Source organism: Enterobacter cloacae complex sp. 2021EL-01169 (assembly GCF_020733125.1).
In the GTDB taxonomy this organism is placed as follows: Bacteria; Pseudomonadota; Gammaproteobacteria; order Enterobacterales; family Enterobacteriaceae; genus Enterobacter; species Enterobacter roggenkampii.
Genome location: NZ_JAJFTC010000001.1, coordinates 1,008,265 through 1,024,809 on the forward strand (window position 1 = coordinate 1,008,265; position 16,545 = coordinate 1,024,809).

General features: G+C 56.9%; 19 protein-coding genes and 1 other annotated feature. Of the genes, 5 read left to right on the forward strand and 14 right to left on the reverse strand.

The genetic code is table 11. The features are described 5' to 3' along the window. Positions 1–32 precede the first annotated feature (32 nt). Both LLF79_RS04720 and LLF79_RS04725 read right to left on the reverse strand, forming a co-directional pair. Entirely contained in the window at positions 33–776 is a 744-nt protein-coding gene (locus LLF79_RS04720) for a YciC family protein (protein WP_023292236.1), read from the reverse strand. Between the two features lie 25 nt (positions 777–801). Beyond that, the gene (locus tag LLF79_RS04725) at positions 802–1,206 is read right to left on the reverse strand and encodes a YkgJ family cysteine cluster protein (RefSeq protein ID WP_021240310.1); all 405 of its coding nucleotides are present in this window, start codon (positions 1,204–1,206) and stop codon (positions 802–804) included. Between the two features lie 282 nt (positions 1,207–1,488). On the opposite strand from LLF79_RS04725, the gene ompW reads away from it, so the two are divergent. Continuing rightward, a complete protein-coding gene (gene ompW, locus LLF79_RS04730; protein WP_008502800.1) occupies positions 1,489–2,121 on the forward strand; it encodes an outer membrane protein OmpW in 633 nt (210 codons plus the stop codon). A 46-nt stretch (positions 2,122–2,167) separates the two neighbouring features. Here the strand turns inward: ompW and LLF79_RS04735 are convergent, their stop codons facing one another. The 9 genes from LLF79_RS04735 to trpL all read right to left on the reverse strand — a co-directional run bounded on the left by LLF79_RS04735 (position 2,168) and on the right by trpL (position 10,928). Further along, positions 2,168–2,506 carry a hypothetical protein gene (locus LLF79_RS04735; protein ID WP_227879151.1) on the reverse strand — a complete coding sequence of 113 codons (339 nt, stop codon included), beginning with the start codon at positions 2,504–2,506 and terminating at the stop codon, positions 2,168–2,170. A 126-nt stretch (positions 2,507–2,632) separates the two neighbouring features. Further along, positions 2,633–2,866, reverse strand: a complete 234-nt coding sequence (gene yedF, locus LLF79_RS04740; RefSeq protein ID WP_003856774.1) for a sulfurtransferase-like selenium metabolism protein YedF — start codon at positions 2,864–2,866, stop codon at positions 2,633–2,635. Continuing rightward, positions 2,863–4,074, reverse strand: a complete 1,212-nt coding sequence (gene yedE / locus LLF79_RS04745) for a selenium metabolism membrane protein YedE/FdhT (protein ID WP_045352389.1) — start codon at positions 4,072–4,074, stop codon at positions 2,863–2,865. Before yedE ends, yedF begins: the two co-directional genes overlap by 4 nt. A 181-nt stretch (positions 4,075–4,255) precedes the next feature. After that, on the reverse strand, positions 4,256–5,065 hold the full coding sequence (trpA, locus tag LLF79_RS04750) for a tryptophan synthase subunit alpha (RefSeq protein WP_045352391.1): 810 nt from the start codon (positions 5,063–5,065) through the stop codon (positions 4,256–4,258). Next, positions 5,065–6,258 (reverse strand): tryptophan synthase subunit beta, encoded by a 1,194-nt coding sequence (trpB, locus tag LLF79_RS04755; protein ID WP_008502804.1) that lies wholly within the window; start codon positions 6,256–6,258, stop codon positions 5,065–5,067. The genes trpA and trpB overlap by 1 nt, the downstream gene beginning before the upstream one ends. 10 nt (positions 6,259–6,268) lie before the next feature. After that, on the reverse strand, positions 6,269–7,627 hold the full coding sequence (trpCF, locus tag LLF79_RS04760) for a bifunctional indole-3-glycerol-phosphate synthase TrpC/phosphoribosylanthranilate isomerase TrpF (RefSeq protein WP_008502805.1): 1,359 nt from the start codon (positions 7,625–7,627) through the stop codon (positions 6,269–6,271). Between the two features lie 3 nt (positions 7,628–7,630). Next, positions 7,631–9,226, reverse strand: coding sequence for a bifunctional anthranilate synthase glutamate amidotransferase component TrpG/anthranilate phosphoribosyltransferase TrpD (gene trpD, locus LLF79_RS04765; protein WP_069719055.1), 1,596 nt, complete (start codon positions 9,224–9,226; stop codon positions 7,631–7,633). Further along, a complete protein-coding gene (locus LLF79_RS04770) occupies positions 9,226–10,788 on the reverse strand; it encodes an anthranilate synthase component 1 (protein WP_008502807.1) in 1,563 nt (520 codons plus the stop codon). Before LLF79_RS04770 ends, trpD begins: the two co-directional genes overlap by 1 nt. Positions 10,789–10,813: 25 nt before the next feature. Further along, positions 10,814–10,907, reverse strand: a sequence feature (Trp leader region). Next, positions 10,884–10,928: a trp operon leader peptide gene (gene trpL / locus LLF79_RS27030; RefSeq protein ID WP_106993556.1), complete on the reverse strand. Its 45-nt coding sequence runs from the start codon at positions 10,926–10,928 to the stop codon at positions 10,884–10,886. It overlaps the preceding feature by 24 nt. 139 nt (positions 10,929–11,067) lie before the next feature. On the opposite strand from trpL, the gene rnm reads away from it, so the two are divergent. From rnm to rluB, 3 genes are all read left to right on the forward strand, one after another. Further along, positions 11,068–11,949 carry an RNase AM gene (gene rnm, locus LLF79_RS04780; RefSeq protein ID WP_058653313.1) on the forward strand — a complete coding sequence of 294 codons (882 nt, stop codon included), beginning with the start codon at positions 11,068–11,070 and terminating at the stop codon, positions 11,947–11,949. After that, positions 11,946–12,566 (forward strand): L-threonylcarbamoyladenylate synthase, encoded by a 621-nt coding sequence (locus LLF79_RS04785; protein WP_003856793.1) that lies wholly within the window; start codon positions 11,946–11,948, stop codon positions 12,564–12,566. The genes rnm and LLF79_RS04785 overlap by 4 nt, the downstream gene beginning before the upstream one ends. 96 nt (positions 12,567–12,662) lie before the next feature. Beyond that, a complete protein-coding gene (gene rluB / locus LLF79_RS04790) occupies positions 12,663–13,538 on the forward strand; it encodes a 23S rRNA pseudouridine(2605) synthase RluB (protein ID WP_008502809.1) in 876 nt (291 codons plus the stop codon). 35 nt (positions 13,539–13,573) lie between these two features. On the opposite strand, the gene cobO is transcribed toward rluB, so the two are convergent. Continuing rightward, positions 13,574–14,164, reverse strand: coding sequence for a cob(I)yrinic acid a,c-diamide adenosyltransferase (gene cobO, locus LLF79_RS04795; RefSeq protein ID WP_227879152.1), 591 nt, complete (start codon positions 14,162–14,164; stop codon positions 13,574–13,576). Then, the gene (locus tag LLF79_RS04800; protein ID WP_227879153.1) at positions 14,161–14,922 is read right to left on the reverse strand and encodes a YciK family oxidoreductase; all 762 of its coding nucleotides are present in this window, start codon (positions 14,920–14,922) and stop codon (positions 14,161–14,163) included. The genes cobO and LLF79_RS04800 overlap by 4 nt, the downstream gene beginning before the upstream one ends. Before the next feature lie 251 nt (positions 14,923–15,173). Here LLF79_RS04800 and sohB point away from each other — a divergent pair, with 251 nt between their 5' ends. After that, positions 15,174–16,220 (forward strand): protease SohB, encoded by a 1,047-nt coding sequence (gene sohB / locus LLF79_RS04805; protein ID WP_227879154.1) that lies wholly within the window; start codon positions 15,174–15,176, stop codon positions 16,218–16,220. Positions 16,221–16,254: 34 nt separating this feature from the next. On the opposite strand, the gene LLF79_RS04810 is transcribed toward sohB, so the two are convergent. Then, positions 16,255–16,506 (reverse strand): YciN family protein, encoded by a 252-nt coding sequence (locus LLF79_RS04810; protein WP_003856804.1) that lies wholly within the window; start codon positions 16,504–16,506, stop codon positions 16,255–16,257. Positions 16,507–16,545 lie beyond the last annotated feature (39 nt).

The window sequence follows — 16,545 nt, forward strand, 5'->3', positions numbered from 1 at the left end:
GGCGGGAGACAGAGATGCCCCCCGCCTCGGGATTACTGACGAATTAACATGTACAGGCGGAACAGATAGACGAGCAGTACCGCTGAAATGAGGTTGCTCAGCGTATTCGCCACCACGGCGCCGACGTTAGGCGTTAATACCGCAAAATTCGGCGCAAACAATAACAGGAGCGTTTTGGCCAGCAGCCAGCCGATCACGGCGGGCGCCACCAGACGCATATTAGCCCATGCCAGTCTGATGCTGCTGCGCATCGCGGTAAAAATCCCCATCTTATCCTGCACAACCATCACCGGCGCAAATGCGAGCACGATAGCCAGTAAAACGCCCGGCACCACGACCAGCATAATCCCCATTTGCACCAGCATCGTGGTTAAAAAGATCAGGATAAACAGCTTAGGTAAGACCGGTGCACTCGCACCAATCGCGCGTAAGGCGCTGACGCGGTGACCCGCCGATACCAGCTGAATCATCAGTAAAACGCCGCCCGCCAGAATTGCATTACCAATCAGGCCTGAGAACGTGGACGCGGCAGAGGCGCGCAGCAGGATTTGCTGCTGCTCTGGCGTCATATTTTGCACCAGCTCAAACAACCCCACGCTACCCGCAAGATGGTCGCCCTGGCTCAGGCTGGCAATCTGTTCTTCACTCGGTGAGAAGGCATGGCCCAGCACCACCGTGATAAAGGCGCAAAGCAACGCGATCAGTAAAAAGGTAATGAACTGATTGCGGAAAAAGTTTCCCGTGTCACGGTAGACAGACTTCGCCGTGATAGACATGCACTCTCCTTGAGTATTGCAGGTGTTAATTAGCCGGCAATTGTACACCGGATGCACCTGCTGTGGCAGCATCAAGGCTTGTATGGAAAAGCATATCTTTGTAAAGCGGCGGTAATCCAACCCGCGCGCGGGCGCGGTTACAGGCTTCATTGACCTGGCCATCCTCCCCCGACATGGCAAATTCCCGGCACGGGCTGGGGCGATCCTCATAGATGGAACATCGGGTCGAGACCCCAGGCTCACCCTGTAGCGCCACACAGCGGGCCTGCTTTTGGTTCGTGCCGCTCATGCAGCGCAAAAAGGGGGTTAACGGCTCGGTAAGATGAACCGGAACGGTACCACCGCCATCGCTGGCTTCGGCCCAGTAGAAAGAGACTCGAAAATACGCACAACAGGCTCCGCACGTCATGCACGGGTTGATATCACTCATGGCACACCTGCAAAAGAAGAACGCATCAAATCAATTTGTGAGAGCGATAAATTATCCAGCCGCCAGAGGAAGAGCAAGAGGGGGAAAAGGGAAAATTTTGTAACCGCTAAATGCCAAAAATTGACATGGAAACAACTTATTGGTTTTGAGTGCGTAACAAAAAATTAATCCAGATCAATGAATGTTAAGTTACTGGTTTTAATGTGATCTGTGGCAGATCACTTATTACTCTTTTGTGAGTATATTCTCATCCGCGATTAAAACCACAACGATGGAGCGGATATGAAAAAATTAGCGGTGGCAGCCCTTGTATTAAGCAGTCTCTCTGGCGGCGCGTATGCGCATGAAGCAGGCGAATTCTTTATTCGTGCCGGTTCGGCTACGGCTCGCCCAACTGAAGGTTCGGATAACGTGCTGGGAATGGGCGGTTTTAACGTCAGTAATAACACCCAGTTAGGTTTAACTTTCACCTATATGGCGACGGATAACGTGGGCGTTGAGCTTCTGGCCGCAACGCCGTTCCGTCATCGCGTGGGCCTCGGGCCAACCGGTGATATCGCCACGGTTCACCATTTACCGCCAACGCTGATGGCGCAGTGGTACTTCGGTGACTCAAGCAGCAAGGTGCGTCCTTATATTGGCGCCGGTGTGAACTACACCACCTTCTTTGATGAGAAATTCAACGATACCGGTAAAGAGGCGGGTCTGACGGATCTCAGCCTGAAAGATTCGTGGGGCATGGCGGGGCAGGTTGGCCTGGATTATCTGATTAACCGCGACTGGCTGATCAACGCCTCGGTCTGGTATATGGATATTGATACGGACGTACGCTTCAAGGCGGGCGGCCAGCAGCAAAGTATCAGCACTCGCCTGGATCCGTGGGTGTTTATGTTCTCTGCGGGTTATCGTTTCTGATTCCCCGTCAAACTGGCCACAGGGTGGCCAGTTTGCTTTGCTCACGTCAAAACGACGGATAAACCGGCCGCTCATCGAGCTTTACGCAGTGCCTCAGGATCGTTTCCCCATCATATAAATAGCTGAAAGCGTCGCTGGATACGGAATGGAAGAGAATATCGCCGTTGGCAAACGGGATCATTTCGGTATCACCCACACGTTTATGCCCCGCACCGGTTTCAAAATGGCCGCGCCACCGTTCCTGAGTGTGGTCATAAACGTGCAGAATAACCTCGACAAGTCCTCTTTGCGGACAATTAAGACGCAGGAAAGTAGAAGAGAAATTCAGGGACAGCGCGTGGAAGGGAATCAATAAGGCGAAGACCAGTAAAGCTCGTAAATACATCAAACCGCGAAAACCTCCTTCAAAAGGGAAATGAGATTTTACTTAAGTCATAAATAACCTTTTTGCCGTGGATCAAGATCTCTTATAATTCAATACGATAAAGGCCCCTGACGAGGCCCTTAGCGATCATTTTTGAATCAGATAGCGAATGGTCGGGCCATCCTGCTGGATATCCAGCACCGTATAACCGTGGTTTTTCGCATCCAGCGGTATGTTGTTGATGGACTGCGGGCAGTCGCTGACCACCTCCAGAATTTCACCTTTCTTAAGCTGCGGCAGCGCTTCAAGCGTAGCCACCGCCGGATATGGACAGGGCTCGCCAACCATATCCAGACGATAATCAGGCACGATCTCTTTCATGCTGCATTCTCCTGCGTTTCTGTTTTAACGCCCGCACGGCGGAAGAAACGTCTCTCCTGTGCGACGACCAGTAAAAAAGCGACCAACAGCAGGGCGTAGGTGACGAGCAGGCCGCCGAGAGGCCCGAAGGTATTCAGCAGGTTGACCTTGTCCCAGCGGGTGGCCAGGACGGGAGACACGTCATCCCAGCAGTACGCCAGGATCGTCGAGCCAATCACATTACCCAGACCCACCCACCAGTAGTGCACCTGGCCTTCGACGGCGCGATACATCCAGCCGGTTTCACACCCGCCAGCCAGCACGATCCCGAAGCCGAACAGCAGGCCGCCAATGACCGCGTTAGGACCGGCCCACATGATTTTCGGTTCGACGCCCAGTTGGACATAGCTGAAGATGCCGATGGCGCTGACCCCCATCCCGGCGATAATCGCCTTCGCCATCATCGTGCGCCCGGTGATCCACATATCGCGAAACGCGGAGGTGAAGCAGATCTGCGCGCGTTCAATGAGCAGACCAAAACCCACACCGAACAGCATCGCCAGACCGAGCTTAGGCTGGTTCAGGGCGGTGCAGAGCGCCCATGCCACCATGGCGAAAAAGACCAGCATTCCGAGGCGGAAACGGCGGCGGGCCTGAGAGGGCTTCTGGGTTAACGGAGACGCTGCGCTGACTTTTGTCATTTTCACTGGAATACGAAACAGCGGCAGTAGGGTGAATTTTGCGCCAAAGTAAGAGCCGATGGCCGTGGCGACGGCAAAGAACCAGGCGTGAAGCGAAAACTGCGGGATCCCGGTAAAGAAGGCGGCAAGGTTACACCCCATCGCCAGACGCGCGCCGAAACCGGCAATCATGCCGCCGACAACCGCCTGCAAAATGCGGATCCGGCTTTTGGGCATACGCAACTTAACGTTATTTGCCCACAGCGCGGCCGCGAAACAGCCGCCGAACATGCCGATAATCATCATCCCGTCGATGCGGGTAAGCGGGGTGCCGTCCAGATGAATGAGTTTAAAGTAACCCCACTCTTCGGCATGCACGCCAGCGAGTTGCAGCAATTGACCACCCCAGCGGGTGAACTCGCCGGTCACGGCCCAGAAGGTGCCGGTAATGCCAAAATAATAAGTAGAGAGAATGCCTGCCGCGATAACGGCCGGAACGGGTGACCAGAACTTAACCAGGTAAGCCTGTTTGAAGGATTGCCATGACATGAATAAGCCTCTGAACTCAGAAGGATTAAAGATAAAAAAGAGTCCAGATCATACGCTTACATGACAGTTTGAAAAGCCATTCACACCGAAAATATCGATAGGATCAATTTTGATGTCATTCTTTGTTGAAGACGGGGAATAAAGGCTAACCGTCTGGCAGGGATGCCAGACGGTGGAGGGGTCAGACTTTACGCGTCGCCGCCTTCATGGCGGTCACAAACGCCTTCAGCTCGGCCAGCATCTGCTCGGGCTTGTCCACGTTCTTCTCAATGATCTTCACAATCGCAGAGCCGGAAATGGCACCTGCAGCCTTCGCGTCAATCGCCGCGGTGACCTGATCCGGAGAAGAGATCCCAAAGCCCTGTAGCGGCGGCGCGGCATGGTACTCGGCCAGCTTTTCCACCAGATGATGCAGCGGCAGGGCCGCTTTATTCTCGGCACCGGTCACGCCTGCGCGGGAGAGCAGGTAGGTGTAACCGCGCCCGTAAGAGGCTATCTGGCGCAGCAGTGTGTCATCGGCGTTCGGCGGGCAGATGAAAATCGGGGCGACGTTGTGACGCATCGCCGCCTGGCGGAACGGCGCGGACTCCTCGACCGGCACGTCGGCGACCAGAACAGAGTCGACGCCCACGCGTGCGCACTCGGCGTAAAATTCATCGATACCGCGGTTGAACACGAGGTTGGCGTACATCAGCAGGCCAATCGGGATAGTGGGATGCTTCTGACGGATCGCTGCCAGCATTTCGAAGCACTGGGTTGGCGTCACGCCCGAAGCAAACGCGCGCAGCGTCGCATTCTGGATAGTCGGGCCATCCGCCAGCGGGTCAGAGAACGGGATCCCCAGCTCCAGCGCATCGGCACCGGATTCAATCAGGGTGTCGATGATCTTCAGCGACTGTTCAGGGCCCGGATCGCCCAGGGTGACGAAGGGAACGAACGCGCCTTCCTGGCGGGATTTCAGTTCTGCAAATACGTTATCGTAGCGTTCCATCAGATTTCCCCTCGTGCTTTCAGAATATCGTGAACGGTGAAGATATCTTTGTCACCGCGTCCGGAAAGGTTGACCACCAGCAGCTGCTCTTTTTCCGGATTGTCTTTCATCATTTTCAGCGCATGGGCCAGAGCGTGCGAAGATTCCAGCGCCGGGATGATCCCTTCGCTGCGGCACAGCGTTTTGAACGCTTCCAGCGCTTCGTCATCGGTAATGGAGACATAGTCCGCACGACCGGTGCTGTTCAGATAGGCGTGCTGCGGCCCGACGGACGGGAAGTCGAGGCCAGCGGAGATAGAGTAAGACTCTTCAATCTGGCCTTCATCGGTCTGCATCATCGGGGATTTCATGCCGAAGTAGATCCCCACGCGGCCATGCTTCAGCGGCGCGCCGTGTTCACCCGATTCAATGCCGTGACCCGCAGGCTCGACGCCAATCAGACCCACGCGGGTGTCGTCGATAAAGTCTGCGAACATACCGATGGCGTTTGACCCGCCGCCGACGCAGGCGATGACCGCATCCGGCAGACGACCCTCTTTTTCGAGGATCTGCGCTTTGGTCTCTTCCCCGATCATGCGCTGGAATTCACGCACGATGGTCGGGAACGGGTGCGGGCCCGCCGCGGTACCGAGCATATAGTGCGCGGTTTCGTAGCTGCCAGACCAGTCGCGCAGCGCTTCGTTACAGGCATCCTTCAGCGTCGCGGATCCGCTGTGCACCGGGATCACTTCCGCACCCATCAGACGCATACGGAAGACGTTCGGAGACTGACGCTCAACGTCTTTCGCCCCCATATAGATGCGGCATTTCAGGCCGAGCAGGGCGCTGGCGAGCGCCGAGGCCACGCCGTGCTGGCCTGCGCCGGTTTCGGCGATAATTTCGGTTTTGCCCATACGCTTCGCAAGCAGCGCCTGGCCCAGCACCTGGTTAGTCTTGTGCGCGCCGCCGTGCAGCAGGTCTTCACGCTTAAGATACAGCGTAGTTTTCGTGCCTTCCGTCAGATTGCGGCATTTGGTCAGGGCCGTTGGGCGGCCTGCATAGTTTTTCAGCAGGTCGGTAAATTCCGCCTGAAATGCCGGATCCTTCTGCGCGCTCACAAACGCTTCTTCCAGCTGGCGCAGCGCGGGCATCAGGATTTGCGGGACGTACATCCCGCCGAACTCACCAAAATACGGGTTAAGTAATGTCGTCATCTTCTCTTCCTTAATATGCACGCAGAGTTTTAAAAACCGAGGCCAGTTTGCTGGCATCTTTACTACCCGGCTGGGACTCTACGCCTGAATTGAAATCGAGGCCTGCGCAGCCGGTTTTCGCGGCTTCTACACAGTTATCCGGGCTTAATCCGCCCGCCAGCAGAACGTTGTCCAGCTTTTCGCCGTTCAGCAGGGACCAGTCAAAACGCTGGCCAGTTCCGCCCTGACCGTTATCGAGAACGTATTTATCCACGTGGTTCAGGTTACGCGGGGGCAACGTATCGTCAACGCGTTGCGCTTTCCAGATCTGTACCTGCGGCGCCAGCGTGGCGCGCAGGGCATCGATATAGGCCTGATCTTCATCGCCGTGAAGCTGCACCGCGCTCAGGGATAACGCGTCGGCTTTTTCAACCACCTCGGCGATATCCGCATTGCGGAACACGCCAACATAGCTGAGTGGAGCCGCGGCGATGACCTTACGCGCCTGCTCTTCACTGACCGCGCGAGGAGAGGAATCCACAAAAATCAGCCCGCCATAAATCGCTCCGGCTTCATATGCGGCCTGGGCGTCCTGTTCGCGGGTTAAACCGCAGACTTTGTTCTCACCCAGCAGCACGCGACGTACTGCCGCATTGAGATCGTCATGTTCCATCATGGCGGAGCCAATCAGGAAACCGTTGGCGAAGTGGCTCAGCTCGCGCACCTGGGCGTAGCTGTTAATGCCGGATTCGCTGATCACCGTGACGCCAGAGCCCAGACGCGGCGCCAGCTGGCGCGTGCGGTTCAGGTCAATGGACAGGTCACGCAGATCGCGGTTGTTAATGCCGACCACTTTGGCTTCCAGCGCAATCGCGCGCTCCAGCTCCTCTTCATTACTCACTTCGGTCAGCACGCCCATCTTCAGGCTGTGCGCGACGGCAGAGAGCTGACGGTACTGCTCGTCGTCAAGCACCGAGAGCATCAGCAGGCAGGCGTCAGCCTGGTAAAAGCGCGCCAGCCAGATCTGATATGGGTCAATGATAAAGTCTTTGCACAGGATCGGCTGCGGCGCGATGCCGCTGACGATCGGCAGAAAATCGAAGCTGCCCTGAAAATATTTCTCATCCGTCAGCACGGAGATGGCTGAGGCATGATGCTTATAAATACCGGCAATGCGCGCCGGGTCGAAATCGTCACGGATAACGCCTTTGGACGGGGACGCTTTTTTGCACTCAAGAATAAACGCGGTGCGCGCACCCTGCAGGGCGTCATAGAAACGACGGCTGCTCGGGACGACGTCATTCTGGAAACTGGCAAGCGGCTGCTGTTGCTTGCGGGCTTCCACCCAGATGGCCTTATCGGCAACGATTTTCGCTAAAACGGTCTGCATTCTTTACCCTCTTGCCGCAAGTGCGGTAACGCGATCGTAAGCTGCACCGGAGCGCAGTACATCCAGAACTTTTTGAACGTTGGCCTTAAGGTCTTCCTCACCGTGCAAACGCATCAGCATGGCGACGTTGGCGGCAACGGCGGCCTCATGGGCGACCTCTCCCTTACCTTGTAATAAGCGCGTCAGAATGTCACGGTTTTCTTCCGGGGTACCGCCTGCCAGCGCTTCCTGGTGATACGGAGTTAAACCAAAGTCAGCGGCTTCGAGCTGGTAGCTCAGGATTTCACCGTCGTGCAGTTCGGCTACCAGCGTCGGGGCATGCAGAGACACTTCATCCATTCCGCCGCTGTGCACCACGGCGGCACGCTGGTAACCCAGCACGCGCAGCGTCTCGGCAATCGGCAGGACCAGTTCCGGGCTGTAGACACCGATCAGCGCCAGCGGCGGATGGGCCGGGTTGATCAGCGGGCCGAGCACGTTAAACAGCGTGCGGGTTTTCAGCTGCTGACGAACCGGCATTGCGTGGCGGAAACCGGTGTGATACTTCGGCGCAAACAGGAAGCAGACGCCCAGGTCATCCAGCGCTTCACGGGAACGTTCGGCGTTCATATCGAGATTAATGCCGAATGCCGCGAGCAAATCAGACGAGCCTGACCGGCTGGAAACGCTGCGGTTACCGTGCTTAGCCACTTTTAAACCACACGCCGCCGCCACAAAGGCGCTGGCGGTTGAAATATTGATACTGTTGCTGCCGTCTCCCCCGGTGCCGACGATATCGGCAAACGGATAGTCCGGGCGCGGGAACGGGGCGGCATTTTCCAGCAGGGCCGTGGCGGCACCGGCGATCTCCTGCGGGCTTTCACCGCGGACCTTCATGCTCACCAGCGCGGCTGCGAGCTGTTCCGGCTTTAGCTCACCGCGAACCACGGCGGAGAAGAGCTGGTGGCTCTCCTGCTGGCTCAGGGTTTGCGCCTGATACAGTTTTTCCAGAATCGGCTGCAGGGTGTTGGTCTGCTCCAGCTTCTGTAACGCCCAGTCGAGGGTCTGCTCCAGCAGGCGGGCACCGTGGGAGGTCAGGATGGATTCCGGATGGAACTGCATCCCGCAGACGCGATCCGCGTCGTGACGTACCGCCATCACCATCCCTTCAAACGAGGCGTTGATGGTCAGCCCGGCGGGAATGTTGCTGCCGACCAGCGAGTGGTAGCGCGCGACCGGAAGCGGATTCGGCAGCCCGGCAAACATCGCCTGGCCGTCATGTTCAATGCTGGACGCTTTACCGTGCAGGATCTCACCCGCCTGGCCGACGTAGCCGCCGTAGGCTTCCACAATCGCCTGATGGCCGAGACAGATACCGATAATCGGCAGCTTGCCGCGCATGCGGGTCAGCAGCTCTGGCATACAGCCCGCTTCGCTCGGTGCGCCTGGCCCGGGGGAGAGCATCAGCACCGGGTTTTGCATGGTTGCCAGACGGTCAATCAGGGTCTGCGCCGGGACGTGGTTGCGATAGATAACGACGTTATGGCCATTCGCACGCAGCTGATCTGCCAGGTTATAGGTAAAGGAGTCGATATTATCGAGCAGCAGAATGTCAGCCATCAGAAAATCTCCTGTGCATGGTGTGCGGTAGCAATGGCGCGAAGGACCGCACGCGCTTTGCTGCGCGTTTCGTCAGCTTCAGACTGCGGAACAGAATCAAGAACAATCCCGGCACCCGCCTGGACGGTGGCAATACCGTCTTCGACATAGGCGGAGCGGATCACGATGCAGGTATCGAGGTCACCGTGGGCCGTAAAATAGCCCACCGCGCCGCCGTAGCTGCCGCGACGGCGTCCTTCGGCGGCGGCAATCAGCTGCATGGCGCGCACTTTCGGCGCACCGCTCAGGGTGCCCATGTTCATGCAGGCGCGGTAGGCGTGCAGCACGTCGAGGTCGTGGCGCAGCTCGCCCACCACGCGGGAGACCAGGTGCATCACGAATGAATAGCGGTCGACTTTAGTCAGGTCCGCCACGTAGCGGCTGCCTGGGGTGCAAATACGGGCCAGATCGTTACGCGCCAGGTCAACCAGCATCAGGTGCTCGGAGAGCTCTTTATGGTCGGTGCGCATTTCCAGCTCGATGCGGCTGTCGAGATCGCGATCCAGCGAGCCGTCTGCGCGACGTCCGCGCGGACGGGTTCCGGCGATCGGGTAGATCTCAATCTGGCGGCTGGTGGCGTCATATTTCAGCGAGCTTTCCGGCGAGGCGCCGAACAGCGTGAAGTCGTTGTCCTGCATAAAGAACATGTACGGGCTTGGGTTGCTCTTTTTCAGCACATCGTAAGCAGCCAGCGGGGACGGGCAGGGCAGAGAGAAGCGGCGGGACGGTACAACCTGGAAAATTTCCCCGGCGCGAATCGCCTTTTGCATCTGGCGAACCACGGCACCGTACTGATCGTCGGTCTGGTTCACATCGCAGGTCATTTTTTCCACGCGCTGCACCGGTAGCGCAGGCGGCGCTTCCGTCATTTGCTGCTGCAGTTGGGCAATGCGGTGCTCCAGACGGGTTTTCTCAGCGCCAGAAGGCGTGAACAGGCTGGCCTGAATGCGGGTGTATTGTTTCTGATGGTCGATCACCAGCAGGGTTTCGGCCAGATAGAAGCAATAGTCCGGGCAGCGATTGCCCTGCTCGGTTTCCGGCAAATCTTCAAATCCCGCGACCAGGTCGTAAGCAAACAGCCCGCCAAAGAACATCGCTTCACGCTCATCGTGCGGAACGGTGACCAGGTTTTGCAGCAGGCGGAAGGCATCAAAGACGGACAGGGAACAGAGGCGCGCGTCTTCATCTAACAGTTGGCTAACCGGCGGGAAATGCAGAATGCGCATTTCCGGATGACGCTCGTTTTCGATGCCTGAAGGCAGGGCGGCATCCAGCAGCGGCAGCAGCGATGCGCCATTGTCTGACAAAGCCTTAATAGTGACAGTGTCACCTAAGGCGGTAATGCGCAACGCGCTGTCGACCAGCAGAAGGCTTTTCAGATCGTCCTTGCTGTCGATGTCCGCAGATTCCAGCAGCAGCGTTGCCGGGCGAGCCCCGCACACCTGATGAAACAGCGCGGTCGGGTTGTGGCGATAGGCCGCCTCGCAGGTCAGCAATTCGAGATGGGGTTTGGCTGTTTGCATGTTGGTGTTCTCATTTATTCTGTTCAAAAAAAAGCCCGCTGAGTAGCGGGCGGGTATCTGTTTGCATTTCGCAGACGCGTGACACTGCCCGAAGATCAGGAAGTACGCCACCAACCGTGCAGAGTGAAATGTGCTGTCATTTTCAGATACCTTTCTCGTGTGAACTTGCGTACTAGTTAACTAGTTCAATGGCGTGTTGTCAACCCTTGATTTCAGAATTTCACGTTAAGTCGGTATCATGGCGGTTTCGGATGTCTTCAACCTGTTATGGGAAGTGCTTTGAGCGATACCACCTACGCGATTATTTATGATTTACACAGCCATACTCAGGCCTCTGATGGCCTGCTGACACCCGAAGCCCTGGTTCATCGTGCCGTTGAAATGCGCATCGGCACGCTGGCGATAACCGATCACGATACGACGGATGCCATTCCGGCAGCGCGCGCCGAGATTGCCCGCTGCGGGCTGGCACTCAATCTGGTGCCCGGCGTCGAGATTTCGACCGTCTGGGAAAACCATGAGATTCATATCGTTGGCCTGAACATCGATATAGACCATCCGGCACTTATTGAGTTTTTGCAAGAACAAAAAACGCGCCGCAACCAGCGCGCAGAGATGATCGGCGAGCGTCTGGAAAAGGCACATATTCCTGGCGCGCTGGAAGGTGCGCAAAAGCTGGCGAACGGCGGGGCGGTTACGCGCGGTCATTTCGCCCGTTTTCTGGTAGAGGCGGGTAAAGCCACGACGATGGCGGATGTCTTTAAAAAGTATCTGGCGCGCGGGAAAACCGGATACGTTCCGCCACAGTGGTGTACAATAAAACAAGCTATTGATGTGATTCATCATTCTGGCGGTAAGGCCGTGCTGGCCCATCCGGGGCGGTATAATCTTTCTGCTAAATGGCTGAAAAGGCTGCTGGCGCACTTTGCCGAAAACGGTGGAGAGGCGATGGAAGTCGCCCAGTGTCAGCAGGCGCCCAACGAGCGCGCGCAGCTCGCGACCTATGCCCGACAGTACGGCCTGCTTGGCTCACAGGGTTCTGATTTCCATCAGCCCTGCGCCTGGATCGAACTGGGGCGCAAGCTCTGGCTGCCCGCTGGCGTTGAGCCGGTCTGGCAGCTCTGGGAACAGCCGCAGCAATTTGAAGAGAGGGAAGTATGAGTCAGTTTTTCTATATCCATCCGGATAACCCGCAGCCACGCCTGATTAACCAGGCCGTGGAGATCGTCCGCAAAGGCGGCGTGATTGTCTACCCGACCGATTCCGGCTACGCGCTGGGCTGCAAAATCGAAGATAAAGGGGCGATGGAACGCATTTGCCGCATTCGCCAGTTGCCGGACGGCCATAACTTTACCCTGATGTGCCGCGATCTCTCTGAGCTGTCGACCTATGCTTATGTCGATAACGTAGCGTTTCGCCTGATTAAGAACAACACGCCGGGCAACTACACCTTCATCCTGAAAGGAACGAAAGAGGTGCCGCGCCGTCTGCTGCAGGAAAAGCGTAAGACTATCGGCATGCGCGTGCCGTCGAACCCGATTGCGCAGGCGCTGCTGGAAACCCTCGGTGAACCGATGCTGTCTACCTCGCTGATGCTGCCCGGCAGCGAGTTTACCGAGTCCGATCCGGAAGAGATCAAAGATCGTCTGGAGAAGGTGGTCGAGCTGATTATTCACGGCGGTTATCTCGGCCAGCAGCCGACCACCGTGGTCGACTTAACCGAAGATGCACCGGAAGTGATTCGTGAAGGCGTGGGCGATGTAAAGCCTTTCTTGTAATGGTATAAGCAGATATACTACGCGGCCATCAAAGCAGGGCTCGGCCCTCTTTTGACCTGATTCGACGCCTGTGAAGGCGACACCTGAGGAAGCTCAATGAGCGAGAAGTTACAGAAAGTGCTGGCGCGTGCCGGCCACGGTTCACGCCGTGAAATCGAAGCCATTATTGAAGCGGGCCGCGTGAGTGTGGACGGTAAAATCGCCACGCTGGGTGACCGCGTAGAAATCGTACCGGGGCTGAAGATCCGCATCGACGGTCATCTTATCTCCGTGAAAGAGTCCGCTGAGCAGATCTGCCGCGTGCTGGCTTACTATAAGCCGGAAGGCGAGCTGTGTACCCGCAATGACCCGGAAGGTCGCCCGACGGTGTTTGACCGTCTGCCTAAACTGCGTGGCGCTCGCTGGATTGCCGTTGGTCGTCTGGACGTGAATACCTGCGGTCTGCTGCTGTTTACCACCGATGGTGAACTGGCAAACCGTCTGATGCACCCAAGCCGTGAAGTGGAACGTGAGTACGCCGTGCGCGTGTTCGGCCAGGTTGACGAGAATAAACTGCGCGACCTGTCGCGTGGCGTTCAGCTGGAAGACGGTCCTGCGGCGTTCAAAACCATCAAATTTACCGGTGGGGAAGGCATCAACCAGTGGTACAACGTGACCCTGACCGAAGGCCGCAACCGCGAGGTGCGTCGTCTCTGGGAAGCGGTAGGCGTGCAGGTTAGCCGCCTGATCCGTGTCCGTTACGGCGACATCCTGCTGCCAAAAGGCCTGCCGCGTGGGGGATATACCGAACTGGATCTGACCCAGACCAACTACCTGCGCGAGCTGGTCGGCCTGACGCCGGAAACCACCTCTAAAGTGGCGGTGGAGAAAGATCGTCGCCGCATGAAGGCGAACCAGATTCGCCGTGCGGTGAAGCGTCACAGCCAGGTGAGCAGCAACCGCCGCTCTGGCAGCCGTAATAACAACGGTTAATGTAAAAGCCCGGTGAAGACACCGGGCTTTTTTCTTTAGTAATCAATACCCATCTGCGCTTTGATGCCCGCATCAAACGCATGTTTAACCGGACGCAGCTCGCTGACGGTATCTGCCAGCTCCAGAATATCCCGATGACACCCGCGCCCCGTGATGATGACCGTCTGATGGGCGGGACGGTTTTTCAGGGCATTAAGCACGGTGTCCAGCGACAAATAGTCGTAGGCGACCATATAGGTGATCTCATCCAGCAGAACCATATTGAATGAAGGATCGGCCAGCATTCTTTTAGCGTGCTCCCAGACGGCCAGACAGGCTGCGGTATCGGTTTCGCGGTTCTGGGTGTCCCACGTAAAGCCGGTCGCCATCACCTGGAACTCAACGCCGTGAGGCTCAAGCAGATTACGCTCGCCGTTAGGCCACTCACCTTTAATAAACTGGATAACGCCGACCTTCTGCCCGTGGCCGACGGCGCGTGTCGCCGTGCCGAATGCGGCCGTGGTTTTCCCTTTGCCGTTGCCGGTAAAGACGATGACGATCCCGCGCTCGTCCTGAGCGGCCGCGACGCGTGCATCGACCTGTTCCTTCAGCCGCTGCTGGCGCTGCTGATGACGTTCTTCACTCATTGCGAGATTCCTGGTTTACGGCCCGGCTGGGCGTCAAAGGTCATCCCGGTTTTGCGGCGGCTGTCGTCGCCCATCAGCCAGAGATAGAGCGGCATAATGTCTGCCGGCGTTTTCAGCTTCTGCGGGTCTTCCGTCGGGAAGGCGCTGGCGCGCATTTTTGTGCGCGTACCGCCCGGGTTAATGCAGTTTACGCGCAGATGGCGGCTTTGGTACTCCTCTGCCAGCACCTGCATCATGCCTTCGGTTGCGAATTTTGATACGGCATAGGCACCCCAGTTTGCGCGCCCCTCACGGCCTACGCTGGAGGAGGTGAACACCAGTGAACCCGAATCCGATTTGAGTAATAAAGGAAGGAGTGCCTGGGTCAGGAAAAACGTCCCGTTGACGTTGACATGCATGACCTCCTGCCAGAGCTCGGGATCCTGTTCATCCATCGGGCGAACTTCGCCAAGCAAGCCGGCATTATGCAGTACGCCGTCCAGGCGCGGGTAATGGGTGCTGATGCGGTGAGCAAGCTCCTGACATGACGCGGGCGTGCAGGTGAGCAGATCGAGCGTGTACCAGCGAGCAGGAATCCCACCTGCGGCTTCAATCTCCTGCGCCACCCCTTTAAGTTTTTCTTCGTTGCGGCCGGTCAGGATGACGCTCGCGCCATACTCAGCGTAGGTCAGCGCCGCTTCACGGCCAATCCCGTCGCTGGCCCCAGTGACAAGAATGATGCGGTTCTGCAGCAGATTTTTTTGCGGTTGATAATGCAAGGTGACTCCTCGGCGCACGGTGACTTAAACACGCCTGCTTTTGTGACTTTTCGGCTTTATGCCCGAATTCGCCTGATAATTCAATCAGTCTACAGGACGCATTGCTGTAAAATTAACAATTTGCAAATATTTAAGCGCCAGACCGGGGATTCCTGAAGGCGCCTCGCAGAGGTAGTGTCACGAGCGAGACGCATGGGCAGGGGTGTTGTACACTGCCGTGAAAGATTCGTGGTTAAATCAAGGTGGAACGCGTGGAATTACTTTCTCAATATGGGTTGTTTTTGGCGAAAATCGCGACGGTGGTGATTGCCATTGCGGTGGTTGCCGTTCTGATTGTCAACCTGACGCAGCGCAAGCGTCAGCGTGGGGCGTTACGCATCACCCGCCTGAGCGAGCAGTATAAAGAGATGCAGGAAGAGATGTCTCTGGCGCTGCTTGACAGTCATCAACAGAAGCTGTGGCTCAAAGCGCAGAAGAAAAAGCATAAGCAGGAAGCCAAAGCGGCAAAGGCAAAGGCGAAGCTCAATACGCCACAGGATAAGGTCACGCCACGGGTTTACGTGCTCGATTTTAAAGGCAGCATGGATGCGCATGAAGTCGCGTCTTTGCGCGAAGAGGTCACTGCCGTGCTGGCCGTGGCGACGCCGCAGGACCAGGTCGTTGTTCGTCTTGAAAGCCCGGGGGGTGTGGTGCACGGCTACGGCCTGGCGGCCTCTCAGCTGCAGCGCCTGCGTGAAAAACAGATCCCGCTGACCGTGGCCGTAGATAAAGTGGCGGCGAGTGGTGGCTACATGATGGCCTGCGTGGCGGACAAAATTGTGGCCGCACCGTTCTCGATTATTGGCTCGATCGGCGTGGTCGCACAGATCCCGAACTTTAACCGCTTCCTGAAAAATAAAGAGATTGATATCGAGCTTCACACCGCGGGTCAGTACAAACGTACCCTGACGCTGCTGGGGGAAAACACGGAAGAAGGGCGCCAAAAATTCCGTGAGGATCTCAACGAAACACATCATCTCTTTAAAGACTTTGTGCACCGTATGCGCCCGACGCTGGACATTGAGCAGGTCGCAACGGGTGAGCACTGGTACGGCGTTCAGGCGCAGGAGAAAGGGCTGGTGGATGAAGTCGGAACCAGCGACGATCTGCTGCTCAACCTGATGGAAGGCCGGGAACTGGTGGGCGTCCGCTTTGCCCAGCGCAAGCGACTCCTTGACCGCTTTACCAACAGTGCGGCAGAAAGCGCGGACCGCCTGCTGCTCCGCTGGCTACAGCGGGGACAAAAACCGCTGCTGTAAACAAAAACGCGAGGCTTATGCCTCGCGTTTTACGTTAATCGACCAGGTGATATTTCTCGGAAAGCGTATGTGCCAGGTATTTAAACATGTTAAACACGGCGGTGCTTTTCGGGGTCGGTAAGCCCTGTTCATCAAGGAAGTATTCGCCGCTGAAAACCAGCACGCCATTACGCTGCTCAACGCCGGTGGCTTCAATGCCTGCCAGCGTATCTTCATGGTCACGAATAAGCTTGTTTGCTTCGATAAGCAGAGAGGCTCGGTCAATAGGTTGGGTCGTATTCTGCATAATCCACTCCTTAAACAGTGACAATAGTCTACGCCGAGG

Bases quoted from the DNA above. Each gene is read 5' to 3' on its own strand.
- LLF79_RS04720 (WP_023292236.1), bottom strand. From the start codon at position 776: ATGTCTATCACGGCGAAGTCTGTCTACCGTGACACGGGAAACTTTTTC.
- LLF79_RS04725 (WP_021240310.1), bottom strand. From the start codon at position 1,206: ATGAGTGATATCAACCCGTGCATGACGTGCGGAGCCTGTTGTGCGTAT.
- ompW (WP_008502800.1), top strand. From the start codon at position 1,489: ATGAAAAAATTAGCGGTGGCAGCCCTTGTATTAAGCAGTCTCTCTGGC.
- LLF79_RS04735 (WP_227879151.1), bottom strand. From the start codon at position 2,506: ATGTATTTACGAGCTTTACTGGTCTTCGCCTTATTGATTCCCTTCCAC.
- yedF (WP_003856774.1), bottom strand. From the start codon at position 2,866: ATGAAAGAGATCGTGCCTGATTATCGTCTGGATATGGTTGGCGAGCCC.
- yedE (WP_045352389.1), bottom strand. From the start codon at position 4,074: ATGTCATGGCAATCCTTCAAACAGGCTTACCTGGTTAAGTTCTGGTCA.
- trpA (WP_045352391.1), bottom strand. From the start codon at position 5,065: ATGGAACGCTACGATAACGTATTTGCAGAACTGAAATCCCGCCAGGAA.
- trpB (WP_008502804.1), bottom strand. From the start codon at position 6,258: ATGACGACATTACTTAACCCGTATTTTGGTGAGTTCGGCGGGATGTAC.
- trpCF (WP_008502805.1), bottom strand. From the start codon at position 7,627: ATGCAGACCGTTTTAGCGAAAATCGTTGCCGATAAGGCCATCTGGGTG.
- trpD (WP_069719055.1), bottom strand. From the start codon at position 9,226: ATGGCTGACATTCTGCTGCTCGATAATATCGACTCCTTTACCTATAAC.
- LLF79_RS04770 (WP_008502807.1), bottom strand. From the start codon at position 10,788: ATGCAAACAGCCAAACCCCATCTCGAATTGCTGACCTGCGAGGCGGCC.
- LLF79_RS04785 (WP_003856793.1), top strand. From the start codon at position 11,946: ATGAGTCAGTTTTTCTATATCCATCCGGATAACCCGCAGCCACGCCTG.
- rluB (WP_008502809.1), top strand. From the start codon at position 12,663: ATGAGCGAGAAGTTACAGAAAGTGCTGGCGCGTGCCGGCCACGGTTCA.
- cobO (WP_227879152.1), bottom strand. From the start codon at position 14,164: ATGAGTGAAGAACGTCATCAGCAGCGCCAGCAGCGGCTGAAGGAACAG.
- LLF79_RS04810 (WP_003856804.1), bottom strand. From the start codon at position 16,506: ATGCAGAATACGACCCAACCTATTGACCGAGCCTCTCTGCTTATCGAA.